The organism is Herbiconiux sp. SALV-R1, assembly GCF_013113715.1.
In the GTDB taxonomy this organism is placed as follows: Bacteria; Actinomycetota; Actinomycetes; order Actinomycetales; family Microbacteriaceae; genus Herbiconiux.
Genome location: NZ_CP053344.1, coordinates 2,100,699 through 2,124,515, shown reverse-complemented (window position 1 = coordinate 2,124,515; position 23,817 = coordinate 2,100,699). Strand labels below are relative to the sequence as shown.

Sequence of the window (23,817 nt, the reverse complement as noted above, 5' to 3'; positions counted from 1 at the left end):
GCCCTGGGTCGGTGTCGTCGGGTAGCATCCGAGACGCAAGCACGCTCTGCCACGCAGTCACGAGAGGATGCGCCATGTCGTCATCGAAGCCCGCCCACGCCCTCGCACGGGTGGGTTCACTCACCGTCGCCGCCGGCGCCCTGTTCCTCGCCGCCGGGGCCGCCGCCTGGACGACCGTCTCGAAGCAACTGCGCGACGAGAACATCGAGGTTCCGGGCAACGCCCCCGCCTTCGCCGGCAAGCCCGTGCAGGGGCCGGCCACGGCCTACGTCGAAGCTCTCGTCATCAAGGGCAACGCCGAGCGCGGGGCCGGCGGCCGCACCTTCGCCGACATCAGCGCTGCGCTGCGTGAAGTCGATCCGGGCAGCGACGAGGCGGCCGAGCTGCGCAAGCAGAGCATGTCGCTCTCGACCGCGGCATCGTTGCGCACCGCCCTCATGACCTCCGTGCTCGCCTACGGCGTGAGCGCGCTCGTTGCGGGCCTCGGCGCCTTCTTCGTGGTGACGGGCTCGGTGCTGCGCCGAGCCGGTCGCTGACGACCCGGGTCACCCTCATGGTGCCCGCAGGCCTCGCCGGAGCCTTCGCACTGGCGGCCCTCGCCCTCATCCTGCTCCCCGGCCCGAGCGTCTTGTTCGTCGTCGGCCGCTCGCTCGCCCTGGGCCGCCTCGGCGGCCTGCTGAGCGTGCTGGGCAACGCCCTCGGCATGCTCCCTGCCATCACCCTCGTCGCCCTCGGCGTGGGAACACTCGTCGCCCAGTCGGTGGTCGTCTTCACGATCATGAAGATCGCGGGAGCCGCGTATCTCGTCTACCTCGGGGTGCAGGCCATCCGTCACCGCAACGACCATACGGCGAGCGAGACGGATGCTCCGCGCCGCCGCCCGTCACCGTTGCGCCTCGTGGGCGAGGGCTTCGTCGTCGGGGCGACGAACCCCAAGACGATCGTGTTCTTTGTGGCGGTGCTGCCGCAGTTCGTCGACTACGCGGCGGGGAGCATCCCGCTCCAGCTGACCGAGCTCGGCCTCATCTTCTTCGTCATCTCGCTCGTCTGCGACAGCGTCTGGGCCCTGGCCGCGGGCTCCGCCCGCACCTGGCTCTCCCGCCACCCCCGCAGCCTCCCACGCCTCAGCGCCGCCGGCGGCGCCATGATGATCGGCCTCGGCGGCGCCCTCGCCTTCACCTCCTCAAAGGCCTGACCACCGATGCGCTCCAAGGCCTCCATATAACGCGTGGCGTTATTGACGCGTATCGTTATACTGATGATCAGATCGTTCGGCGACAAGAACACCGAACGTCTGTGGCGCCGTGAACGCGTGCGCTCGATCGATCCTCGGATCCATCGCGTGGCACTGCGCAAACTGCGCCAGCTGGGGTCGGCCGTCGTGCTCGACGATCTCCGCGCCCCCCCAGGAAACAGGCTCGAGGCGCTGCGAGGCGATCGTGCCGGTCAGTACAGCATCAGAATCAACGACCAGTGGCGGATCTGCTTCGTGTGGACCGACGCAGGAGCGGAGGAGGTGGAGATCGTTGACTATCACTGAGAAGATGGCGCCGATTCATCCGGGCGAGGTGCTCAGGGAGGACTTCATCGAGGGGTTCGGCATCACTCAGAACAAGCTTGCCGTGTCGATCGGAGTGCCGCCGAGGCGGATCAATGAGATTGTTCACGGCAAGCGCGCCGTCACCGCCGACACCGCTCTGCGGCTCGGCAGGTACTTCGGCACGTCGGCGCAGTTCTGGCTGAACCTGCAGACGAAGTACGACCTCGACCTGGCCGAAGACCGCGTCTCGGAGCAGATCGCCGCCATCACGCCGCTCAAGGTAGCCTGACACTGCTCGGCACTCCGGCCCCGATCGGGCACGTGGCCGCACGTGCCGTGCCGTGCCCGTTCTGGGGGAGGCGCGGGTGGCGCGCGACGGCATACGCTCGGGGCGGCGGGCGCGTGAGCCGGCCGGTGGAGGAGGCGCGGCATGGGGCAGCACGGTGGCGAGCAGGGCGCCGATGACGCGCGAAGCGGTGAGCATCAAGGCCAGGAGGCGCCGCCGCCAGCGCGCGAGCACGGCGCGGCCACGAACACGAGCGTGGCCTCGGGCGCGGTCACAGCCACGACGACGAGTGCGCCGCGACCCCGCCAGCGGCAGAGGGTGACCCGCCCCGCAGGGCTGCTCAGGGGCGACGAGGGGTTTGAGGCGGCGGTCGTCGAGGGGGTGTTCAACGTCGTTGCCGCCGCGACGGGGGAGCCGTTGCGACTGCCGGAGGCAATCGTGTTTCCGCAGACGGAGGCCGACGTGGTCGAGATCGTGCGGGCGGCGCGGGAGACCGGGCAGCGCATCGCGGTGCGCTCGGGCGGCCACAGTTGGGTGGCATCCACAGTGCGGGGTGACGGCGTGCTCGTCGACCTCGAGGCCTTCGACGGCGTCGAGCTCGACGCACCAGCCCGGAGGGCGACGGTCGGTGCAGGGGTGCGCGGCGGCGACCTGTCGCCCCGGCTGGTGCAGGCCGGCGTCGCGTTCCCCGTCGGGCACTGCGGCCGGCCCGCGGTCGGCGGATTCCTGCTCGGCGGCGGCCTCGGCGTGAACTGGGGGCACTGGAAGCCCGCCTGCTTCTCCATCCGCAGCCTCCGCGTCGTCACCGCCGACGGCGAGGCCGTGACCGCGTCGGCCACCGAGAACGAGGAGCTGTTCTGGCTGGCCCGGGGCAGCGGCCCGGGCTTCCCCGGCGTCGTCACCGCGTTCGAACTCGAGCTGCAGCCGCTGCCGGGCGCCATCCGCGTCTCGACCTGGTCATTCCCCCTTTCCGACCTCGAAGCCGTCACCGCCTGGATCACGGATGCGTCACCCGCCCTCCCGACGAACGTCGAAGTCTCCCTGGTCACGGCAGGCGCCGAACGGCCGGGTGGTCTCGGTGCCGACGACCCGCATCCGCTCGTCGTGGGCGTCGCGGCCACCGTCTTCGCCGCTGACGACGGCGAGGCGAAAAGGGCGCTCGCGCCTCTGGGCGACGGACCCGCCGCCGGCGTCGAGGTGCTCGACCACGCCGCCTTCCTCGACGTGCCCCTCGACCAGCTGCACGTGCCCGTCGACGCCACCTACCCCGAGGGCGCGCGCTACCTCGCCGACACCTTCTGGTTCTCCGGCGACCTGACGGCCGCCACGGCGCTCCTCCCTGAGCTCATGGCCAAGGCTCCCTCCGGCAAGAGCTACGTGCTCGCCGGCATGCCTGCCAACGGCCGCGGCGCCGAGCTCGTCACCCCCGGCGAGGCCGCCTACGGCATGCACGACACCACGAGCATCATCGTCTACACCGTCTGGGACGACCCTGCCGACGACGCTGCCAACCGCGCCTGGCTCGACGAGGTGGCGGCGGCGCTGCTGCCGACGGCTACCGGCCACTTCCTCAGCGAGGCCGACATCGGTCACCGACCCGAGCGCGTCGCCGGTTCGTTCCGCGAGGAGGACTGGCCCCGCATCCAGGAGCTGCGGCGACGGTTCGACCCCGACGGCGTGTTCCACGGGTATCCGGGGGAGTGACCCGCCCGCTCATTGCTACTGTCGGAGCGTGACGCACGGCCCGACGGGCCGCCGGGCGATGAGGGGACACGACAATGCACACGGGGCACACGCACACGGGGCACACGCACTCGCACACCCACGCACACATGATCACCGTCGTGAAGAACGGCAGGCTCAACCCCGACGTGCGGCTCTGGACGGGCATCGCCGCCATCTCGGTGGGCCTGCTCACCTTCGCCGAGTTCCTGGTGCAGGCCCTATTGGTGGGCGCCCGCCCGGCGCTCGACGACGACCGCGCGCTCACCGAGTTCATGACCCGCACGGCCAACCAGACGCTGTTCACCATCCTCATCGACACCTTCCTCATGGCGGCGCTGATCGTCTTCATCTCGGGTTTCCGCCAGCTCATCACGCACACGAGGCCCGATCTGCAGTGGGTGGCGAACATCATGTACGGCGCGGGCCTGCTGTTCATCGCCGTGACCCTGGTCGGCGACGCCATGGAGGGCGGCACCGCCCTCGACACCATGGGACTCGACCCGGATGCCTCGTCGCTCCGAGCACTCACGGTGGGTCACACCCTCATGTTCGGTTCGATCGGATGCACGCTGAACGCCCTCGTCGCCGCCTCCGCCGCCTACCTCACCATCGCCTCCGAGGCGCTGCCGAAGTGGACGGGCTACATCGCCTACGCCGTGGCGGGCCTCAACCTGCTCTCGGTGCCGACGATGTTCGGCGGCACGGCCCCCGACTCGTTCTTCGCGGCGGGAGGCGCCGCCACCGCGATGCTCGCGACCTTCCCGTGGCTGGTGTGGGTGGTGTGCGTCGGCTTCGTCGCCATCCGCGACCGCCGTCGCCTGGAACACCTCAGCCCCGAGCTGCGCGAGCAGGTCGGGGCCGAGGAGGAAGCGGATGCGGGCGCCGGCGCCCGCTGACAGGTCACTTCGAGGGGCGGGAGAGCTCCTCATCCGTCCACACGCCCGACTCCTCCGATGAGCTGTCAGCGCCATCGGCGTCGGAGCCTTCGACCGCACCGGCCGCCGCGCCTTTCTTCTTGCGCGGCTCCACCACGCGGGGCCCACGGCCCGGACGGTAGACCGAGTTCTCGACGCCGGGGTGACGGCGGGACTGCACCACGAACAGCACGATGCCGAGCGCGATGGCGAGGAAGGAGGCCCACACGTTGGCCGGGATGCCGAGGAAACCGTCGCTCGTGGGGTCGATGCGGATGGCCTCGAGCCACGAACGACCGAGCCCGTACCAGACCAGGTAGAGCGCGAACAGCTTGCCCCAGCGCAGCTGGAAGCGACGCTCGATGAGCAGCAGCAGCGCGATGCCCACGACGTTCCAGATGATCTCGTAGAGGAACAGCGGGTGGAACAGGGTGCCGTCGGCGAGCCCCGCCGGGAACTTGCTGTTCGTCGACTCGATCTCGAGGCCCCAGGGGAGCGTGGTCGGCAGACCGAACAGCTCGTGGTTGATGTAGTTGCCGAGGCGCCCGATGGCCTGCGCCGCGAGCATCGCCGGGGCGAGCGCGTCGGCGAACGACCAGAGCCTGATGCCCGAGAAGCGGCAGCCGATGTAGGCGCCGATGGCCCCGCCGATGAGCGAGCCGTAGAGGGCGTTGCCGCCGTCCCAGATGGCGAAGACGTTGAGGAGGTTCGCGCCGTCGTAGAAGTAGTCGCCGAGGTGCGTGAAGACGTGGTAGAACCGCGCCCCGACGATGCCGAGCGGCACGGCCCACAGCACGATGTCGACGACCACCCCGGGTTCGCCGCCGCGCTTGGTGAGCCGGGCGTTCACCCAGAACATCGCGACGATGATGCCGGCGAGGATGCACAGAGCGTAGGTGTGGATGGTGAGCGGCCCGATGTTGAACTGCTGGAACACCGGATCCGGGCTCGGGATGCTGAGCGGCGAGAAGGAGGGCACGCTGAATTGTAAAGCGTGGAGGCTCTCCGCGACGAACCAGTAGCCTCCGAAAGGGTGCGCCGCTATGCTTGACACAGTTGTTGTGTTGGCTTGTTTTTCGAATGCGGAAGAAAGTACACCGCGACAGTAGGTCCCGGCAGGCGGGGCCGCTGATTTCGAAAAGAGAAGATCAATGCCTACTGGCACCGTGAAGTGGTTCAACTCCGAAAAGGGCTTCGGCTTCATCTCCCCCGACGACGGCGGCGAAGACGTGTTCGCCCACCACTCCGGAATCAACGGATCCGGTTACAAGAACCTCGAAGAGAACCAGCGCGTCGAGTTCGACGTGACCCAGGGCCGCAAGGGCCTCCAGGCCGAGAACATCACGCCCCTCGGCTGATCTCGCGCTCTTCCCGACGAGCCCGCACCCCCACCAGGGTGCGGGCTCGTCGCCGTTCCGGGGCACCGCACACGGCGCCCGGGAAGGCAACCGGGTCAACACGCAGGTTCGGCACGTACCGTCGGAGCATCTGACGAGCGCTCCTGCTCACACCGCGGCTGAGAAGTCGATCCCGACTCTGCGAGGCCCCCCTGAGCATCACCTCTTCGTCCGTTCCCCGTGCCACGGTTCCGCGCACAACAGGCCGGGCGCATCCCACCGCCGCCTACGCGGAACTGCTCTCCACCGTGAAAGACCTCGGTCTGCTGCGCAAGCGCCGAGGTTTCTACATCACCGTCTTCAGCGTGCTGGTGGCGGCGCTCGGCGGGGCGGTGACCGGCTTCATCCTGCTCGGTGACACCTGGTACCAGCTGCTCATCGCCGCCGCTCTCGGCGTCATCCTCACCCAGTTCGCCTTCCTCGCCCACGAGGCCTCGCACCGCCAGGTGTTCGAGTCGAACCGCGCGAACGACCGCGCCGGCCGCACGCTCGCCACCGCTTTCGTGGGCATGAGCTACTCGTGGTGGATGTCGAAGCACACCCGCCACCACGGCAATCCGAACACCGTCGGCAAAGACCCCGACCTCGAGCGCGACACCGTCTCGTTCCTCGAGCAGGACGCCGCGCGGGCGAAGGGCCCGCTGAAGCTCCTCACCCGCCACCAGGGCTGGCTGCTGTACCCGCTGATGCTGCTCGAGGGCATCAACCTGCACTACCTCTCGTTCAAGACGCTGCTCGGCCGCGGCAAGGTGGAGGGCCGGCAGATCGAGCTCTGGTCGATCGGCCTGCGACTGGTGGCCTACCTCACCGTGGTGTTCTGGTTCCTCCCGCTCGGCATGGCCTTCGCCTTCATCGGCGTGCAGCTCGCGGTGTTCGGGCTCTACATGGGCGCCTCCTTCGCCCCCAACCACATCGGCATGAAGGTGTTCCCCGCGGGTTCGCGCGTCGACTTCCTGTCGAAGCAGGTGCTGTCCTCGCGCAGCATCCGCGGCGGCTGGGGCATGACCGCCTTCATGGGCGGCCTCGACCTGCAGGTCGAGCACCACCTCTTCCCGAGCATGCCCCGCCCGAGTCTGGCCCGGGTGCGCCCGATCGTGCAGGAGTACTGCGCCCGCCACAACATCCCCTACACCCAGACCTCGCTGCTCGAGGCGCACCGCCAGGTGATCGCCTACATGAGCCGCGTGGGGCTCTCGGCACCCGACCCCTTCGACTGCCCCCTGGTGAACCAGTACCGCGTCAAGCGGGCGTGAGCCGCGTCGGCGCTGGGTATCGTGGAGGCGTGAGCTCACCGATCGCCGCCGCCCGCCGTGCCCTCCTCCTCTCCGTGACGGCCGTCGCGGCCGTCGGGCTCGCCGTGCTGCCGGCCGTCTCCGCCTCGGCGCACGACGACCTCGTGTCGTCGAACCCCGCAGCCGACTCGTCGATCGTCGACGACCCGGGCGTGGTGACCCTCGCGTTCTCCGAGACGCTCCTCGCCCTCGGCGAGTCGACCGACGGCTTCGCGGTGCAGGTGGTCGACCCCGAAGGCCTGCACTACGAATCCGGATGCCTCGCGCTCGACGGCGCGCAGGTGACCAGCCCGGTGGCGCTCGGCGACGCCGGCGGCTACGTGGTGCTGTGGCAGGTCGTCTCCTCCGACGGGCACCCCACCTCGGGGCAGTTCGAGTTCGACTACGAGCCGCAGTCGCTGGCGAACGCCGCCGACGGCCTCACCCAGGCGCCCGTCTGCGGCGAGCCGTGGGCCGGCGCGCCCGACGGCTCCCCGACCCCCACGCCGACCGCGGCGGAGCCCACCCCGACGGCCACCGACGACTCTTCCGTGGCGACGACGGTTCCCAGCACCGACGCGGCCACCGATGCGGGTGTCGACCCCGGCGACCCGGCCGCAGCATCCGCGACCCTTCCCTGGTACGCGATCGTGCTGATCGTGGTGGCGGCAGCGGGCGCCGCGGCGGTCCTCATCGTCATCGTGGTGCGGCGCAGTCGGGGCGGCGGCTTCGGCGGGCAGTGACTTCGCGCTACACTCGGCGCATCGGATGCTCGCATCCGGTCGTCTGCGGATTCTCGCATCCGCGCACCACCGGGTGCACCGCATCCGCCCACAACAGAACATCGACCGGCCATCAACCCGACGCGGGAGAGTCGCTCAGGCGACACCGAAGGAGCAATCCTCCCCGATAATCTCTCAGGTCCTCGTACCGCCTCGGTTGGCCACTCTGGAAAGCAGTCCGCGGCATCGACGGCGGCTCGCCCACGGTGAAAACCCGCCCCGCTGACCCGGGAGGGTGAAACTCTCAGGCCCGATGACAGAGGGGGAGTTCTCGAAGCGCATCCACGCTCCCACGTATCGCCGGCTCCGCCGGCGGGAACGGAGAACTCGTGACCGGCTCCACCGACCCCGCGGCACCCGAGGCATCCGCCCTCGAGTCACCGCTGCTCGACACGCACCGCGCCGCCGGCGCCTCCTTCACCGACTTCGCCGGCTGGCAAATGCCGGTGCGCTACTCGAGCGATCTCGCCGAGCACCACGCGGTGCGCAGCGCCGCCGGCCTCTTCGACCTCTCGCACATGGCGGAGTTCCGGGTGAGCGGCCCCGACGCCGCCGCCCTGCTCGACCACGCCCTGGCGGGAAGGCTCTCGGCGATCGCGGAGGGCCAGGCCAAGTACTCGCTGCTGCTCGCGGAGTCGGGCGGCATCGTCGACGACGTGGTGGTCTACCGTCTCGGTGCGACAGAGTTCCTCGTCGTCGCCAACGCCTCGAACCACGACCCCGTGGCGGAGACGCTCGACGAGCGCGCGGCCGGCTTCGACGCCCGCGTCGCCGACGAAAGCGCGGCGACCGCGCTGATCGCGGTGCAGGGCCCGGTGTCGCGCCAGGTGCTCGAGCAGACCGCCGGCCTCCGTGTCGAGGGTCTCGACACCCTTCGGTACTACCGCAGCGCCCCCGGCTCGTTCGACGGTGTCGACGTTCTCGTCGCCCGCACCGGGTACACGGGGGAGGACGGCTTCGAGCTCTACCTCGAGCGTGCAGCGGCCCCCGCGCTCTGGACCGCGCTGCTCGCCGCGGGCGAGCCGCTCGGGCTGGTGCCGGCGGGGCTCGCCAGCCGCGACACCCTGCGGCTCGAGGCGGGCATGCCGCTCTATGGCCACGAGCTCTCGCTCGACACCCGGCCCGGGCAGGCCGGTCTCGGCCGGGTGGTCGACCTCGGCAAGAGCGAGTTCGTGGGTCGCGAGGCACTGCTCGCCGATGCGCCCGATGCGCCTGATGCGCTCGACGCTCCCGGTGGTGCTCCCGTGCTCGTCGGCCTCGTGGCCGAGGGCAAGCGGGCGGCCCGCGCCGGGTACGAGGTCTTCGCCTCCGACGACTCCGCCGAAGCGGTGGGTGTCGTGACGAGCGGTGCCCTCTCGCCGACCCTCGGGCATCCGATCGCCCTCGCCTACGTCTCGCCCGAGTTCGCCGCGCCGGGCACGGAGCTGAGCGTCGACATCCGGGGCAAGCGCCTCGCCTACCGCACCGCACCCCACCCGTTCTACCGCCGGAAGAAGGACTGACATGGCCGACCACGAAGAACTGCGCTACACCGCCGAGCACGAGTGGGTGAAGGTCGACGGCTCCGTCGCGACCATCGGCATCACCGCGTATGCCGCCGCCCAGCTGGGCGACATCGTCTACCTCGACCTGCCCGACGCGGGTACGGAGGTGGCGGGCGGCTCGGTGGTGGGCGAGATCGAGTCGACCAAGTCGGTCGGCGAACTCTTCGCACCTGTCGACGGCACCGTCGTGGAGAAGAACTCCGCGGTCGAAGACAGCCCCGAGCTCGTGAACGACGACCCGTTCGGCGCCGGCTGGCTGCTCAAGGTGGAGTTCACCGAGCTCCCGGCGCTGCTCTCGGCCGCCGAGTACGCCGCGCTGACGGGGGAGTGACCCACCGATGACCGACGTCTTCGCCCGCCGCCACATCGGAACGGATGCTGCGGCCCAGTCCCACATGCTCGCCACCGTGGGCTACGGCAGCCTCGCCGAGCTCATGGCGGCAGCCGTGCCCGGTTCGATCGCCTTCGACCGCAGCCTCCACGACTCGCTCGTGCCCCCGGCCGCGACCGAGCGGGAGGCCGTGGCAGAGCTGCGTGCCCTCGCCGCGCGCAACACGGTCTCCACCTCCTACCTCGGCCTCGGGTACTACGACACCGTCACGCCCGCCGTCATCACCCGCAACGTGCTCGAGAACCCGAGTTGGTACACCGCCTACACGCCGTACCAGCCCGAGATCTCGCAGGGCAGGCTCGAGGCGCTCATCACCTTCCAGACCATGGTCTGCGATCTCACCGGCATGGCGACGGCGAACGCGTCGATGCTCGACGAGTCGACGGCGGCGGTCGAGGCGATGCTGCTCGCCCGACGCGCCGGCAAGTCGGCGTCGAACCGCTTCGTCGTCGACGCCGACGCCTTCCCGCAGACGATCTCGCTGTTCCGCTCGCGGGCCGAGGCCGTGGGGATCGAGATCGACGTGCTGCCGCTCGATGCCGAGACGCTCGCGGCGCCGGCGACCCTGGGCGAGGCCTTCGGCGTCTTCGTGCAGTACCCGGGGGCCTCGGGACGGGTCGTCGACCCCTCCGCGATCATCGCCGCGGTGAAGGCGCAGGGCGGCATCGCGGTCGTCGCCGCCGACCTGCTCGCCCTCACCCTCCTCACGCCTCCCGGCGAGCTGGGCGCCGACGTCGTGGTCGGCACCAGCCAGCGCTTCGGCGTGCCGATGGGCTTCGGCGGGCCGCACGCCGGCTACCTGGCGGTGCGCTCCGGCCTCGAGCGGCAGCTCCCCGGCCGGCTGGTGGGGGTGAGCGTCGACGCCGACGGGCATCCGGCCTACCGCCTCAGCCTGCAGGCCCGGGAGCAGCACATCCGTCGTGAGAAGGCGACGTCGAACATCTGCACCGCCCAGGTGCTGCTCGCCGTCATGGCGGCGATGTACGCCGTGTACCACGGGCCGGAGGGGCTCACCGACATCGCCCGTGAGGTGAACCGCGCGGCCCGCACCCTGGCGTCGCGGCTCGTGGCGTCGGGGCACCGGCTCGTGCACACCGAGTTCTTCGACACCGTCGAGGTGGCGGTGCCGCAGCGTGCCGCACGGCTCGTGCAGCACGCGCACTCCCGCGGCATCCTGCTGCGGTTCGTCGACGACGACACCGTCGCCGTGTCGGTCGACGAGACCACCGGAGACGCCGAGCTGCTCGAGCTGCTGCGCGTCTTCGACGCCGCGACCGGCGACCCGGGCGACGAGACGGCGCCCTCGCTCCCGGCGGGTCTCGAGCGCACGAGCGCCTTCCTCGAGCACGAGGTGTTCTCGAGCCACCGCTCCGAGACCGCCATGATGCGCTACCTCAAGCGGCTCGCCGATGCCGACTACGCACTCGACCGCGGCATGATCCCGCTCGGCTCGTGCACCATGAAACTCAACGCCGCCTCCGAGATGGAGGCCGTGACCTGGCGCGAGTTCTCGGGCGTGCACCCCTTCGCGCCGAGGGAGGATGCGCGGGGCTACCTCGATCTCATCGCCCAGCTCGAGCGCTGGCTCGCCGACGTGACGGGCTACGACTCGGTCTCGCTGCAGCCGAACGCGGGAAGCCAGGGCGAGCTGGCGGGGCTGCTCGCCATCCGCGGGTACCACCGGTCGCGAGGCGACCTCGAGCGCACGGTGTGCCTCATCCCCTCGAGCGCCCACGGCACGAACGCGGCGTCGGCGGTACTAGCCGGAATGCGCGTCGTCGTGGTGGCCTGCGACGAGCTCGGGAATGTCGACCTCGACGACCTGCGCGCGAAGATCGAGGCGCACGCCGAGCAGCTCGCGGCGCTCATGATCACCTACCCCTCCACGCACGGGGTGTACGAGCACGACGTGGTCGAGATCTGCGAGCGCGTGCACGCCGCCGGCGGTCAGGTCTACGTCGACGGGGCCAACCTCAACGCATTGCTCGGCTTCGCGCGCTTCGGCGACTTCGGCGGCGACGTCTCGCACCTCAACCTGCACAAGACCTTCTGCATCCCGCACGGTGGTGGTGGCCCCGGTGTGGGTCCGGTCGCGGCGAAGGCCCACCTGGCTCCATTCCTCCCGGGGCATATCTTCGCGCGGGAGGCCGAACACCTCATGGTCGACGGCTCGAGCGTCGTGCACGGCGGGGGAGCGGTGTCGGCGGCGCCGTACGGCAGCCCGAACATCCTTCCCATCAGCTGGGCTTACGTGCGCATGATGGGACTGGAGGGGCTCGCCGAGGCGACGGCCTCCGCGGTGCTCGCGGCGAACTATGTCGCGACCCGGCTCGCGCCGCTCTACCCGGTGCTCTACACCGGTGAGAACGGTCTCGTGGCGCACGAGTGCATCCTCGACCTGCGCGGCATCACCCAGAGCACGGGGGTGAGCGTCGACGACGTCGCGAAGCGGCTCGTCGACTACGGCTTCCACGCACCGACGATGAGCTTCCCGGTGGCGGGAACGCTCATGGTGGAGCCCACCGAGAGCGAAGACCTCGCCGAGATCGACCGCTTCATCGACGCGATGATCGGCATCAAGGCCGAGATCGACGCGGTCGCCGCGGGGGAGTGGCCCGCCGACGACAACCCGTTGCGGAACGCCCCCCACACCGCCCGCTCGGTGGTCGAGGGGGAGTGGAGCCATCCCTACGACCGGGAGCGCGCGGTGTACCCGGTGAAGTCGCTCGTGCGCGGCAAGTACTGGCCCCCGGTGCGGCGCATCGACCAGGCCTACGGTGACCGCAACCTGGTGTGCGCCTGCCCGCCGCCGGAGGCGTTCGAGTAAGGCGCGCCGGGCCCGCTGATAGGGTCGCACCATGCCTGTCGAGCCGGTCGCCCGCATCCGTTCCCTGCTCCTGACGGGTCTGGTGGCGGCCTTCGCGGTGGCGGCGGCCGCCACGGGTGCGTGGGCTGCGTCGCCGGCTCGCGCGGCGGTCGTCGCCGACCCGCTGTTCGACGACGGCGCCTGCGTCGTGCTGCCGACCACCGACGGGGGCGCGGGTGGGGCGCAGTGCGCGGGCCTCGACCTCAGCGGCACGCGGTTCGGCGAGGCCGACTTCCGCGGAGCGAACCTCGCCGGCGCCTCCTTCGTCGACGGAGACGTGCAGGGTGCGGTGTTCACCGGCGCCGACCTCTCCGGGGCCGACTTCACCGGTGCCCGCATCGTCGGCGCCGACTTCACCGGATCGAGCATCCTCCCCGCCACCCTGCAGGCCGAGGCGGATGCGTCGGGCACCGCCACGGTCGCCATCGAGCCGGTCACGCCGACCGGTCTCACCCTCGACGGCTGCACGATCGTGGGCACGCCCGTCGAGTCGGGTCAGGCCTTCCCCGTCGGCACCTCGAACATGGTCTGCACCATCTCGTCGTCGTTCGCCGGCACCGCGACGGCCCTGGTCGCCATCGAGGTGGCGCCGCCGGCCACTCCCGTCACGAGCGAGCCCCTTTTCACCGACCCGCCGAGCACACCGACCGCGAGCGACGACGGCGAACTGAACGTCGCCATGGTCGTCGGCTTCATCGGCGGCGGCCTGCTGCTGGCGCTCGGCGTCGCCGCGTTCGTGTTCGCCAACCGCAGCTCGGGCGGGGGCGGGAAGCCGAAGGGCCGCCGCGCTGCCTGAGCTGCAGCGTCAGCCGAACTGCATCGTCAGCCGAGCTGGAGCGCCAGCCGGGCTGCAGCGTCAGCACCGCAGCAGCCTCAGCCGCACAGCGACGTCAGCCGAACAGCTCGGGGAACCAGGCGACCGCCACCGGGAAGCCGACGAACGAGACGATGTCCATGATCCAGTGGGCGACCACGAGCGGCATCACCCGACCCCAGCGCCAGTAGCACCAGCCGAAGATCACGCCCATGAGGAAGTTGCCGACAAACGGCCCCGGGCCCTGGTAGAGATGGTAGCTGCCGCGCAGGGCGGCGGCGGCGAGGATGATCGGCCACTTCCGCCACCCGAGCTGCCTGAGCCGCGTGAACAGGTATCCGACCACGATCACCTCCTCCTGCAGGGCGGCACGGAGGGCCGAGAGGACGAGGATGGGGATGGTGTACCAGTGGGGGTCGAGCGGCGAGGCGATCACCGCGGCGCTCTGGCCGAGCAGGCGCCACACGGCGTAGAGGGCGATGCCGGGCACCCCGACGACGAGCACCAGCAGCCATCCGCGCCCGAGGTCGCGCAGCGGCTGCCTGAAGTCGAGGCCCACGCGGCGGAACGGGTTCGCCCCTGAGATGGCGAGCAGGTAGAGCGCGAGGGCGACCGGCGCGAGATCGAACGCGATGGCCAGCAGCTGGTAGGTGACGTCGAGCCACTCCCTGTCGCTCAGCGCGCCGTTCAGGGTGGTCGACTGGTCGGCGAGAGCCGTGCCCTTGGTGAGTTTCGCGACCAGACTGACCACCGAGTACACGGCGGATGCGCCGAGCGAGACCGCGAGCACGATGGCGATCTCCGTGCCCAGCCGGCGACGCCGCAGGAGGGTCCAGTCGAGGGCTCGGGTCATCGCTCCACTTTCTTGCGTAAGACGCCAGATTTTCACGGAATCTGTGGGATCGGCACAAAGAATCCCAAGAATTAGTTTCTAGTCTGTAACTTTTTTCCCCGTGGTTTGCAGCGGGGGTGCCCCCCACTTAGGGTACTTCCTTAGGTCTCGCCCCTCACGAAGGGTCAGCGGCCAACCCATTCTGCACAGGAGGAAAATTGAAAATGAGACGGTATGGCATCGGCGCGATCGCGCTGATCGCCGCGAGCGCGCTCGCCCTGTCCGGTTGCGCCAGCGGCGGTTCCGACACCTCGGGCGACTCCGCATCGATCGTGACGACGAACGGCTCCGAGCCCCAGAACCCGCTGATCCCCACGAACACCAACGAGGTCGGCGGCGGCAAGATCCTCGACGCGATCTTCGAGGGCCTGGTCTACTACGACGGCGAGGGCGCCCCCCACAACGCCGTCGCGGAGTCGATCGAGAGCGACGACGCCACGACCTACACCATCACGATCAAGCCCGACCTGAAGTTCACCAACGGTGAGCCGGTCAACGCAGACTCCTTCATCGACGCCTGGAACTACGGCGCGCTCCTGTCGAACGAGCAGCTCTCGAGCTACTTCTTCGAGGACATCGAGGGCTTCAGCTACGACGAGGACTCCGAGCTCTCGGGCCTCAAGAAGGTCGACGACCTCACCTTCACCGTCACGCTGAACGCACCGAAGTCCGACTTCCCGCTGCGCCTCGGCTACTCGGCGTTCTACCCGCTTCCCGCGTCGGCCTTCGACGACATGGAGGCCTTCGGCCAGAACCCCGTCGGCAACGGCCCGTACAAGCTGGCCTCCGACTCGGCGTGGCAGCACAACGAGAAGATCGACCTCGTCGTGAACGAGGACTACCAGGGTGAGCGCAAGCCCGCCAACGGTGGACTCAGCATCATCTTCTACGCCACGCAGGACGCCGCGTACGCCGACCTCCAGGGCGGCAACCTCGACGTTCTCGACGCCGTGCCCGACTCGGCACTGGCCACCTTCGAGTCCGAGCTCGGCGACCGTGCGGTCAACCAGCCGGCCGCGGTGTTCCAGTCCTTCACCATCCCCGAGCGCCTCGCGCACTTCTCGGGCGACGAGGGCAAGCTCCGTCGTGCCGCCATCTCGATGGCCATCAACCGCGAAGAGATCACCGACGTCATCTTCGAGGGCTCGCGCACGCCGGCCAGCGACTTCACCTCCCCGGTGATCGACGGCTGGAGCGACTCGCTCGAGGGCGCCGACGTGCTGAAGTACAACCCCGACGAGGCGAAGAAGCTGTGGGCCGAGGCCGACGCCATCTCCCCGTGGTCGGGCTCGTTCCAGATCGCGTACAACGCCGACGGTGGCCACCAGGCCTGGGTCGACGCCGTGACCAACAGCGTGAAGAACGTTCTCGGCATCGACGCCTCGGGTGCTCCGTACCCGACCTTCCAGGAGGCTCGTACCGCGATCACCGACCGCACCATCCAGACCGCGTTCCGCACCGGATGGCAGGCCGACTACCCGGGTCTGTTCAACTTCCTCGGCCCGCTCTACGCGACCAACGCGGGCTCGAACGACGGCGACTACTCGAACCCCGAGTTCGACGCGCTGATCAACGAGGGTGCTGAAGACACCGACACCGCCGCGGCGAACGAGAAGTTCCAGGAGGCTCAGGAGATCCTCCTCAAGGACCTCCCGGCCACGCCGCTGTGGTACTCCAACGTCACCGGCGGTTACGGCGAGAACGTCGACAACGTCGTGTTCGGCTGGAACTCGGTGCCGCTCTACTACGAGATCACCAAGGGATAATTCCCGCTCCTGTGGGGGCGGCGGCCATGTGCCGCCGCCCCCGCTTCATGTTCCTGATCCCGTGGCTTCCCGCCCCCGAGCTTGATTGGTACGGTCTGATTCGTGGCCGGTTACATCCTCAGGCGTCTTCTCCAGGCGATTCCCGTCCTGTTGGGAACGACGTTCCTCATCTACTTCATGGTCTTCGCCATGCCCGGCGACCCGCTGCTGGCCCTGTTCGGCGACAAGACGCCGAACCCCGCGCTGCTCGAGAAGCTGCGTGAGCAGTACCACCTCGACCAGCCGTTCATCGTGCAGTACTTCCTGTACCTCGGCGGCATCTTCCGGGGTGACTTCGGCACCTCGTTCTCCGGCGAACCGGTGACGGCCATCCTCGCCCGCACCTTCCCGGTCACCATCCGCCTCGCCATCATGGCCCTCATCATCGAGTTCGTCGGCGGTGTGCTGGTCGGCCTCATCTCGGGCCTGCGCAAGGGAAAGCTGTTCGATGCATCGGCGCTCGTCATCAGCCTCATCTTCATCTCGCTGCCCATCTTCGTCATCGCCTTCGTGGCGCAGTTCATCTTCGGCATCCAATTGGGCTGGGCGAGAACGACGGTCTCGAGCGGCGCTCCCATCCAAGACCTGATACTCCCGGCGTTCGTGCTGGCGTCGATCACCTTCGCCCAGCTGGTGAGGCTCACCCGCGCATCCGTCATCGAGACCCAGGGCCTCGACTTCGTGCGCACCGCCTACTCCAAGGGCCTCAGCCGCCGGCGCATCATCCCGGTGCACATCCTGCGCAACAGCCTCATCCCGGTGGTCACCTACGCGGCCACCGACTTCGGTGTGCTGCTCGTGGGTGCGACCGTCACGGAGGGCATCTTCAACGTGCCCGGTGTCGGCCGCACGCTCTACCAGGCGATCATCCGCGGAGAAGGACCCACGGTCGTGTCCTTCGTCACGGTGATGGTGCTCATCTACCTGGTGGTCAACCTCGTGGTCGACCTCCTGTACGGCCTTCTCGACCCGAGGATCCGCTATGTCAAATAACACTCCGGCCCGCACACCGGGCCACTACGTCGCACCGCTGGAGGAGACCCCTCTCGTCGCCGTCGACGCCGTCAACGTCGGAGAGCGTCGCTCCAACCTCTGGATCGACGCCTGGCGCGACATGCGCCGCCGGCCCATGTTCTGGATCTCGGCGGCCTTCATCGTGCTGATCGTGATCGTCGCACTGTTCCCGACGCTGTTCACGCAGATCGACCCGCGCGAGTGCGTGCTGGCGCAGAGCAACGGGGCGCCCACGGCGACCAACCTGCTCGGCTTCAACAAGCAGGGCTGCGACGTGTTCTCGCGCATCGTGCACGGCACCTCGACCTCGCTGTCGGTGGGCATCATCGTCGTGATCCTCACGACCTTCCTCGGCATCCTGTTCGGCGCCTTCGCCGGCTTCTACGGCGGCTGGGTCGACTCGGTGCTCTCCCGCGCGGGCGACATCTTCTTCTCGATCCCCTACATCCTCGCCGCCGTCGTCATCATGTCGGTGTTCTCGGCCTACCGGAACGTGTTCATCATCTCGCTGGCCATCGGCATCTTCGCCTGGCCCGCCACAGCACGTGTGCTGCGCGCCGAGATCCTGCGCGTGAAGCAGTCCGACTACGTCATGGCCGCCCGGGCGCTCGGGGTGTCGAACTTCAAGATCCTGCTCCGCCACGTGCTGCCGAACTCGATCGCCCCGGTGATCGTGGTCACCACCATCTCGCTGGGCGCGGCGATCGTGGCCGAGGCCACGCTGTCGTTCCTCGGCGTGGGTCTGCCGAACTCCACCATGTCGTGGGGCAACGACATCTCGGCGGCGCAGGTCGACCTGCGCAACGCGCCGCAGACGCTCATCTACCCCTCCATCGCGCTCTCCGTCACGGTTCTCGCCTTCATCATGATGGGCGAGGTCGTGCGTGATGCGCTCGACCCGAAGGCGAGGGCCCAGCGATGAGCGACTCCACCCCGAAGCCGCTGCTCGAGATCAAAGACCTGCAGGTCGGGTTCCAGAGCACCTCCGGCATCGTCCCCGCCGTGCGCGGGGTCGACCTCACCCTCCTGCCCGGCCAGACCCTCGCCATCGTGGGCGAGTCGGGCTCGGGCAAGAGCACCACGGCGCACGCCATCATCAACCTGCTGCCGGGTGCCGGGCGCATCACGGGCGGGTCGATCATGTTCGACGGCCAGGAGCTCACCTCCTACTCCGAGAAGAAGATGGAGGAGGTGCGCGGGCGCCAGATCGGCTTCGTGCCGCAAGACCCGATGTCGAACCTCAACCCGGTGTGGAGCGTGGGCTTCCAGGTCGAGGAGACCATCCGCGCGAACGGCATCGCCTCGGGAAAGAAGGCGGTTCGCCAGCGCGCCATCGAGGTGCTCCGCGAGGCGGGGCTGCAGGATGCGGACAAGCGGCTGAAGCAGTTCCCGCACCAGTTCTCGGGCGGCATGCGCCAGCGCGTGCTCATCGGCATCGGGCTCTCCAGCAACCCGAAGCTGCTCATCGCCGACGAGCCGACCTCGGCCCTCGACGTCACCGTGCAGCGGCGCATCCTCGACCACCTCGAGACCCTCACCCGAGACGCCGGCACCGCCGTGCTGTTCATCACCCACGACCTCGGCCTCGCTGCCGAGCGCGCCGAGCAGCTGGTCGTGATGTACAAGGGCAAGATCGTGGAGTCGGGGCCGTCGAAGGAGATCCTCCAGAACCCCGTGCATCCGTACACCCAGCGTCTGGTGGCCGCGGCCCCGAGTCTCGCCTCGCGCCGCATCCAGACCGCCACGCACGAGTCGGAGTCGCACGCGCTGAGCGACCTCGACTACGCGCCCACCTCGGTGACCTCCGGCATCGACCTCATCGCCGCTGCCGAGGAGCGCGTGGAGCACCAGCCGAAGGCGAAGCGCCCCGACGCCATCGTCGTGCGCGACCTCACCAAGGTCTACAAGATCCGCGGTCAGAAGAAGGGTGCGGCGGGCGAGCTCACCGCCGCCGACCACGTGAACTTCGCGGTGGAGAAGGGCACCACCACGGCGATCGTGGGGGAGTCGGGCTCGGGCAAGTCGACGGTCGCGAAGATGATCCTGAAGCTCGAAGACCCGACGAGCGGCTCGATCCTGATCGACGGCACCGACGTGGCGCCGCTCAAGGGCCGGGCCCTGCTCGACCTGCGCCGCCGCATGCAGCCGGTGTTCCAAGACCCCTACGGCTCGCTCGACCCGCTGCGCAACATCGGCAACACCATCGCCGAGCCGCTGCAGGTGCACGGTGTCGGCGACCGCACGGCGCGACGCGACCGCGTGCTCGAGCTGCTCGACCAGGTGGCCCTGCCGCAGTCGCTCATCACGCGCTACCCGAACGAGCTCTCCGGCGGTCAGCGGCAGCGCGTCGCCATCGCGCGGGCGCTGGCGCTGAAGCCCGACATCGTCGTGCTCGACGAGGCGGTCTCGGCGCTCGACGTGCTGGTGCAGGCGCAGATCCTGAAACTCCTCGCCGATCTGCAGTCGGAACTGGAGCTCACCTACCTCTTCATCACGCACGATCTCGCGGTGGTGCGCGTCATCGCCGACAACGTCTGCGTGATGCAGAAGGGCAGGATCGTCGAGGCCGCTTCGACCGACGAGGTCTTCGACAGCCCGCAGGAGCAGTACACTAAGGAGTTGCTGAACGCCATCCCGGGCGCTGGAATCACCCTGGGCGTTTAGCGTTCCGGGCCACGAAGCCCACTCCAACCCCGCTCCTGCGAGCCCGTCTGGGTGGCTGTGCCATCGTTCCGGGTTCATGAATCCTGAGGAACTCCCATGGCACAAGCCACCCGCGATGACCTGCGCAACGTCGCGATCGTCGCCCACGTCGACCACGGCAAGACCACCCTGGTCGACGCCATGCTCACGCAGACCAACTCCTTCGACGCGCACTTCGACGCCGACGACCGCATGATGGACTCCAACGACCTCGAGCGTGAGAAGGGCATCACAATCCTCGCCAAGAACACGGCGATCTCGTACAACGGCGTTCACGCGAACGGCAAGCCGATCACCATCAACGTGATCGACACCCCCGGCCACGCCGACTTCGGCGGTGAGGTCGAGCGCGGTCTCTCCATGGTCGACGGCGTGGTGCTCCTCGTCGACGCTTCTGAGGGCCCGCTGCCGCAGACCCGCTTCGTGCTGCGCAAGGCACTCGAGGCGAAGCTCCCCGTCATCCTGCTGGTCAACAAGACCGACCGGCCGGATGCGCGCATCGACGAGGTCGTGGGGGAGTCGCAAGACCTGCTGCTCGGCCTCGCCAGCGACATGGCCGACGACGTGCCCGACCTCGACCTCGACGCCATCCTCGACGTACCGGTCGTGTACGCCTCCGGCCGCAACGGCGCCGCTTCGCTGAACAAGCCCGAGAACGGCGAGCTGCCCGACAACGGCGACCTCGAGCCCCTGTTCGGTGCCATCCTCGAGCACATCCCCGCTCCCACCTACGACGACGAGGCACCGCTGCAGGCGCACGTGACGAACCTCGACTCCTCGCCCTTCCTCGGTCGCCTGGCGCTCCTGCGCGTCTTCAACGGCACCATCAAGAAGGGCCAGCAGGTGGCCTGGGTGCAGCACGACGGTACCGTGCAGAACCAGCGCATCACCGAGCTGCTCAAGACCGTCGCGCTCACCCGCGTGCCTGCCGAGTCGGCGGGCCCCGGCGACATCGTCGCCATCGCGGGCATCGAGAACATCACCATCGGTGAGACCATCGCCGACCCCGACGACGTGCGGCCGCTGCCGGCGATCGTCGTCGACGACCCCGCCATCTCGATGACCATCGGCACCAACACCTCGCCGCTGGTCGGCAAGGTCAAGGGTCACAAGCTCACCGCGCGCATGGTGAAAGACCGCCTCGACCGCGAGCTCATCGGCAACGTGTCGCTGCGCGTCGTCGACATCGGCCAGCCCGACGCCTGGGAGGTGCAGGGCCGCGGCGAGCTGGCACTCGCCATCCTGGTCGAGAACATGCGCCGCGAGGGCTTCGAGCTCACCGTCGGCAAGCCGCAGGTGGTCACCAAGCAGGTCGACGGCAAGACGCACGAGCCCTATGAGCACCTCACCATCGACGCACCCGAGGAGCACCTCGGCGCGATCACGCAGCTGCTCGCCGCCCGCAAGGGTCGCATGGAGGGCATGTCGAACCACGGCACCGGCTGGGTGCGCATGGAGTTCATCGTCCCGTCGCGCGGCCTCATCGGCTTCCGCACCGAGTTCCTCACCATCACCCGCGGCACCGGCATCGCCAACGCCATCTCGCACGGCTACGAGGAGTGGGCGGGCGCCATCGTCACCCGCAACAACGGCTCCATCGTCGCCGACCGCGCCGGCGTGGTCACCCCGTTCGCCATCATCGGCCTGCAGGAGCGCATGACCTTCTTCGTGAACCCCACCGAGGAGGTCTACGAGGGCATGGTGATCGGCGAGAACTCGCGCGCCGACGACATGGACGTGAACATCACCAAGGAGAAGAAGCTGACGAACATGCGGTCGTCGACCGCCGACTCGTTCGAGTCGATGACGCCGTCGCGTCAGCTCTCCCTCGAGGAGTGCCTCGAGTTCGCCCGCGAAGACGAGTGCGTCGAGGTCACCCCCGAGACCGTGCGCATCCGCAAGGTCGAGCTCGACCAGAACGCGCGTGCCCGCCGCACCGCGAACCTCAAGCGCGCGAACCAGTAGGGCGCGCATCCGATTGCTGTAGCGCCGGGAGCGGCCGACCTGGGAGAATCGTGGCCATGAGGCACACGACGAGGTCGGCCGCTCTCGCGGTCGCGTTTGCACTACTTCTCACCCCGGCTCTCGCGGGCTGCATCGGCAACCCCGTCGAGCAGATCGTCGAAGGGGCGGTCGAGCAGGCCGGCGGCGGCGACGTCGACCTCAACTCCGACGGCGGGCTGCCCGACGGCTTCCCCACCGAGGTGCCGCTGTACGACGGCGAGATCGTCGGGGGCATGGGTGTCGGGGTCGCCGAGGGCGACGGAGGGTGGACCGTCATCGTGAAGGTGGCCGACCCCGAGGCATCCTTCACCTCGATCAACGACCAGCTCGTGGCGGCGGGCTTCGAGTCGCAGTTCTCGGGCTTCTCCGACGGCTCGGGCACCGGCATGTACCAGGGCGCGAACTACGGCGTGCTCGTCACCGTGGCCGACGACGGCTCGGGCCAGGTGACGGCCACCTACATCGTGTCGGCGAACTCGGCCGAGTAGCCGCTCCGCAGCCGGGGCGCGACGAGCGCGGCGGCCAGCACCAGTGCGAGTCCGACCAGGAACACCGCGAGGAACGAACCCGGGTCGGGCGCGGGGACGCTCTGGAACAGGATGCCCGCGATCGCCAGCGACGCGGCGGGGCCCGCGCCGTCGGCGATGGTGAGGGCCGCACTGTTGAAGCCCTGCTCCGCCGGTGCCGAGCGCGCGAGCAGGAGCGCTGAGAGGCGAGGATACGCGAGCCCCATGCCGGCGCCGGAGACTGCCCAGCCCGCGATCACGACGACGGCCGGGAGGTCGAGCAGGGTCGAGATCACCACCACGGTGATCGCCCCCGCGGTGATCCAGGCGCCGAGGGGCACACCGCTGCCCTCGGCGAGACGGCCGCCCGCGCGACTCTGCAGGATCGACGCCGCACCCCAGGCGATGCCGCTCGCGGTGAGGGTGAGGCCGGCGAACGCGGGACTGAGCCCGTGCTCCGAGGTGAGGAGGTAGGGCAGGTAGGTCTCGACGGCGAAGAAGCCCGCGGCGAGCAGGAGTCTCGTCGTGACGATGCTCGGCAGACCGCGCCTCGCCGTCAGCACGCCGCGGGGAACCAGCGGGCGCAGCACGAGCACGGCCAGCGTGAGCGACACCGCGGCGACGACGACCGTGACCACGAGCGAGAACTCTGCGGCGACGCTGAGCGCCAGGATGGCGACGGCGAGCAGCACCGACCAGACCACACGCGCCACCGGCCACGGCCCCCCGGGCTCGACGAGCGCGGCACTCGCGGCGGCCGCGGCGCTCGCCGGGCCCGACCGGAGGCTCCGCACCGCGGGGAGCACGAGGAAGGCAGCGGGGAGCACCAGCGCCACCACCCCGAGGAACACCCAGCGCCAGCCGAACGCCTCACCCACGACACCGGCCACGAACGGACCGACGAGTGCCGGGATGACCCACGCCGCTGAGAACAGCCCGAACATGCGGGCCTGCAGGGCGGGCGGGTAGACGCGCGCGATGATGACGTAGAGCGCGACGATGGTTCCGCCGCTGCCGAGACCCTGCACCAGCCGCGCCGCCACGAGCACCGGCATCGACGCGGCGGTGCCGGCCAGCACGAGCCCGGCCACGAACAGCGCGATCGAGACGACGAGCGGAGTGCGCGGGCTGCCGCGGTCGCACAGGATGCCCGCCACCACCATGCCGACCACCGACGCCGCGAGCGGGGCGGCGAACGCGACGGCGTAGAGGGTCGCGCCGTCGAGCTCGTCGCTCACCACGGGCATCACGGTGGTGACGGCGAGGTTCTCGAACGCGGCGACGAACACCAGCACCACCGACCCCAGGGTGATGAGCCGGTAGCGGGCCGACAGCGGGCCCTCGCGAACAGTCACGACTACGA

The 23,817-nt window shown here is 69.4% G+C and carries 22 protein-coding genes and 2 riboswitches; of the genes, 19 read left to right on the top strand and 3 right to left on the bottom strand.

What is annotated here, in order from left to right; genetic code table 11:
- Nucleotides 1-74: 74 nt before the first annotated feature.
- The 6 genes from HL652_RS10190 (at nt 75) to HL652_RS10165 (ending at nt 4,447) form a co-directional block, all read left to right on the top strand.
- Nucleotides 75-536: an aromatic ring-opening dioxygenase LigA gene (locus tag HL652_RS10190; protein WP_171705220.1), complete on the top strand. Its 462-nt coding sequence runs from the start codon at nt 75-77 to the stop codon at nt 534-536.
- Between the two features lie 17 nt (nt 537-553).
- Complete coding sequence (locus HL652_RS10185) at nt 554-1,195, top strand: LysE family translocator (RefSeq protein WP_171705219.1); 642 nt, start codon at nt 554-556, stop codon at nt 1,193-1,195.
- Between the two features lie 63 nt (nt 1,196-1,258).
- The gene (locus tag HL652_RS10180; RefSeq protein WP_171705218.1) at nt 1,259-1,540 is read left to right on the top strand and encodes a type II toxin-antitoxin system RelE/ParE family toxin; all 282 of its coding nucleotides are present in this window, start codon (nt 1,259-1,261) and stop codon (nt 1,538-1,540) included.
- A 4-nt stretch (nt 1,541-1,544) separates the two neighbouring features.
- Nucleotides 1,545-1,829 (top strand): HigA family addiction module antitoxin, encoded by a 285-nt coding sequence (locus tag HL652_RS10175; protein WP_371743640.1) that lies wholly within the window; start codon nt 1,545-1,547, stop codon nt 1,827-1,829.
- A 141-nt stretch (nt 1,830-1,970) separates the two neighbouring features.
- Nucleotides 1,971-3,530: an FAD-binding oxidoreductase gene (locus HL652_RS10170; RefSeq protein WP_171705216.1), complete on the top strand. Its 1,560-nt coding sequence runs from the start codon at nt 1,971-1,973 to the stop codon at nt 3,528-3,530.
- Between the two features lie 128 nt (nt 3,531-3,658).
- Entirely contained in the window at nt 3,659-4,447 is a 789-nt protein-coding gene (locus HL652_RS10165) for a hypothetical protein (RefSeq protein WP_171705215.1), read from the top strand.
- A 4-nt stretch (nt 4,448-4,451) separates the two neighbouring features.
- Here the strand turns inward: HL652_RS10165 and lgt are convergent, their stop codons facing one another.
- Entirely contained in the window at nt 4,452-5,444 is a 993-nt protein-coding gene (gene lgt / locus HL652_RS10160) for a prolipoprotein diacylglyceryl transferase (RefSeq protein ID WP_253743777.1), read from the bottom strand.
- Nucleotides 5,445-5,616: 172 nt separating this feature from the next.
- On the opposite strand from lgt, the gene HL652_RS10155 reads away from it, so the two are divergent.
- The 7 genes from HL652_RS10155 to HL652_RS10125 all read left to right on the top strand — a co-directional run bounded on the left by HL652_RS10155 (nt 5,617) and on the right by HL652_RS10125 (nt 13,512).
- The gene (locus tag HL652_RS10155; RefSeq protein ID WP_171705213.1) at nt 5,617-5,823 is read left to right on the top strand and encodes a cold-shock protein; all 207 of its coding nucleotides are present in this window, start codon (nt 5,617-5,619) and stop codon (nt 5,821-5,823) included.
- A 197-nt stretch (nt 5,824-6,020) separates the two neighbouring features.
- Nucleotides 6,021-7,115 (top strand): fatty acid desaturase family protein, encoded by a 1,095-nt coding sequence (locus HL652_RS10150; protein ID WP_253743859.1) that lies wholly within the window; start codon nt 6,021-6,023, stop codon nt 7,113-7,115.
- Nucleotides 7,116-7,144: 29 nt separating this feature from the next.
- Nucleotides 7,145-7,876 (top strand): copper resistance CopC family protein, encoded by a 732-nt coding sequence (locus HL652_RS10145; protein WP_171705212.1) that lies wholly within the window; start codon nt 7,145-7,147, stop codon nt 7,874-7,876.
- A gap of 113 nt (nt 7,877-7,989) precedes the next feature.
- Nucleotides 7,990-8,076, top strand: a riboswitch (glycine riboswitch).
- A riboswitch (glycine riboswitch) is annotated at nt 8,077-8,182 on the top strand.
- A 62-nt stretch (nt 8,183-8,244) separates the two neighbouring features.
- A complete protein-coding gene (gene gcvT, locus HL652_RS10140; RefSeq protein ID WP_171705211.1) occupies nt 8,245-9,417 on the top strand; it encodes a glycine cleavage system aminomethyltransferase GcvT in 1,173 nt (390 codons plus the stop codon).
- A 1-nt stretch (nt 9,418) separates the two neighbouring features.
- Nucleotides 9,419-9,790: a glycine cleavage system protein GcvH gene (gcvH, locus tag HL652_RS10135; protein ID WP_171705210.1), complete on the top strand. Its 372-nt coding sequence runs from the start codon at nt 9,419-9,421 to the stop codon at nt 9,788-9,790.
- A 7-nt stretch (nt 9,791-9,797) separates the two neighbouring features.
- On the top strand, nt 9,798-12,677 hold the full coding sequence (gene gcvP, locus HL652_RS10130) for an aminomethyl-transferring glycine dehydrogenase (protein WP_171705209.1): 2,880 nt from the start codon (nt 9,798-9,800) through the stop codon (nt 12,675-12,677).
- Nucleotides 12,678-12,708: 31 nt separating this feature from the next.
- Nucleotides 12,709-13,512, top strand: coding sequence for a pentapeptide repeat-containing protein (locus HL652_RS10125; RefSeq protein WP_171705208.1), 804 nt, complete (start codon nt 12,709-12,711; stop codon nt 13,510-13,512).
- A gap of 94 nt (nt 13,513-13,606) precedes the next feature.
- On the opposite strand, the gene HL652_RS10120 is transcribed toward HL652_RS10125, so the two are convergent.
- Complete coding sequence (locus HL652_RS10120) at nt 13,607-14,383, bottom strand: CPBP family intramembrane glutamic endopeptidase (RefSeq protein ID WP_171705207.1); 777 nt, start codon at nt 14,381-14,383, stop codon at nt 13,607-13,609.
- Nucleotides 14,384-14,586: 203 nt separating this feature from the next.
- Between HL652_RS10120 and HL652_RS10115 the strand changes: the two genes are divergently transcribed.
- The 6 genes from HL652_RS10115 (at nt 14,587) to HL652_RS10090 (ending at nt 22,436) form a co-directional block, all read left to right on the top strand.
- Entirely contained in the window at nt 14,587-16,188 is a 1,602-nt protein-coding gene (locus HL652_RS10115; RefSeq protein WP_171705206.1) for a peptide ABC transporter substrate-binding protein, read from the top strand.
- A gap of 102 nt (nt 16,189-16,290) precedes the next feature.
- A complete protein-coding gene (locus HL652_RS10110) occupies nt 16,291-17,220 on the top strand; it encodes an ABC transporter permease (protein WP_171705205.1) in 930 nt (309 codons plus the stop codon).
- Nucleotides 17,210-18,163, top strand: coding sequence for an ABC transporter permease (locus tag HL652_RS10105; protein ID WP_171705204.1), 954 nt, complete (start codon nt 17,210-17,212; stop codon nt 18,161-18,163). Before HL652_RS10110 ends, HL652_RS10105 begins: the two co-directional genes overlap by 11 nt.
- Nucleotides 18,160-19,905 (top strand): dipeptide ABC transporter ATP-binding protein, encoded by a 1,746-nt coding sequence (locus HL652_RS10100; RefSeq protein ID WP_171705203.1) that lies wholly within the window; start codon nt 18,160-18,162, stop codon nt 19,903-19,905. The genes HL652_RS10105 and HL652_RS10100 overlap by 4 nt, the downstream gene beginning before the upstream one ends.
- A 96-nt stretch (nt 19,906-20,001) precedes the next feature.
- A complete protein-coding gene (typA, locus tag HL652_RS10095) occupies nt 20,002-21,909 on the top strand; it encodes a translational GTPase TypA (RefSeq protein ID WP_171705202.1) in 1,908 nt (635 codons plus the stop codon).
- Nucleotides 21,910-21,965: 56 nt separating this feature from the next.
- On the top strand, nt 21,966-22,436 hold the full coding sequence (locus HL652_RS10090; RefSeq protein WP_171705201.1) for a hypothetical protein: 471 nt from the start codon (nt 21,966-21,968) through the stop codon (nt 22,434-22,436).
- Here the strand turns inward: HL652_RS10090 and HL652_RS10085 are convergent.
- Nucleotides 22,406-23,809: an MFS transporter gene (locus HL652_RS10085; protein WP_253743775.1), complete on the bottom strand. Its 1,404-nt coding sequence runs from the start codon at nt 23,807-23,809 to the stop codon at nt 22,406-22,408. The genes HL652_RS10090 and HL652_RS10085 overlap by 31 nt on opposite strands.
- Between the last annotated feature and the right edge of the window lie 8 nt (nt 23,810-23,817).

Bases quoted from the DNA above. Each gene is read 5' to 3' on its own strand.
- HL652_RS10180 (WP_171705218.1), top strand. From the start codon at position 1,259: ATGATCAGATCGTTCGGCGACAAGAACACCGAACGTCTGTGGCGCCGT.
- HL652_RS10105 (WP_171705204.1), top strand. From the start codon at position 17,210: ATGTCAAATAACACTCCGGCCCGCACACCGGGCCACTACGTCGCACCG.
- HL652_RS10125 (WP_171705208.1), top strand. From the start codon at position 12,709: ATGCCTGTCGAGCCGGTCGCCCGCATCCGTTCCCTGCTCCTGACGGGT.
- gcvH (WP_171705210.1), top strand. From the start codon at position 9,419: ATGGCCGACCACGAAGAACTGCGCTACACCGCCGAGCACGAGTGGGTG.
- typA (WP_171705202.1), top strand. From the start codon at position 20,002: ATGGCACAAGCCACCCGCGATGACCTGCGCAACGTCGCGATCGTCGCC.
- gcvP (WP_171705209.1), top strand. From the start codon at position 9,798: ATGACCGACGTCTTCGCCCGCCGCCACATCGGAACGGATGCTGCGGCC.
- HL652_RS10100 (WP_171705203.1), top strand. From the start codon at position 18,160: ATGAGCGACTCCACCCCGAAGCCGCTGCTCGAGATCAAAGACCTGCAG.
- HL652_RS10190 (WP_171705220.1), top strand. From the start codon at position 75: ATGTCGTCATCGAAGCCCGCCCACGCCCTCGCACGGGTGGGTTCACTC.
- HL652_RS10170 (WP_171705216.1), top strand. From the start codon at position 1,971: ATGGGGCAGCACGGTGGCGAGCAGGGCGCCGATGACGCGCGAAGCGGT.
- HL652_RS10115 (WP_171705206.1), top strand. From the start codon at position 14,587: ATGAGACGGTATGGCATCGGCGCGATCGCGCTGATCGCCGCGAGCGCG.
- HL652_RS10155 (WP_171705213.1), top strand. From the start codon at position 5,617: ATGCCTACTGGCACCGTGAAGTGGTTCAACTCCGAAAAGGGCTTCGGC.
- HL652_RS10185 (WP_171705219.1), top strand. From the start codon at position 554: ATGGTGCCCGCAGGCCTCGCCGGAGCCTTCGCACTGGCGGCCCTCGCC.
- HL652_RS10165 (WP_171705215.1), top strand. From the start codon at position 3,659: ATGATCACCGTCGTGAAGAACGGCAGGCTCAACCCCGACGTGCGGCTC.
- HL652_RS10090 (WP_171705201.1), top strand. From the start codon at position 21,966: ATGAGGCACACGACGAGGTCGGCCGCTCTCGCGGTCGCGTTTGCACTA.
- HL652_RS10175 (WP_371743640.1), top strand. From the start codon at position 1,545: ATGGCGCCGATTCATCCGGGCGAGGTGCTCAGGGAGGACTTCATCGAG.
- HL652_RS10120 (WP_171705207.1), bottom strand. From the start codon at position 14,383: ATGACCCGAGCCCTCGACTGGACCCTCCTGCGGCGTCGCCGGCTGGGC.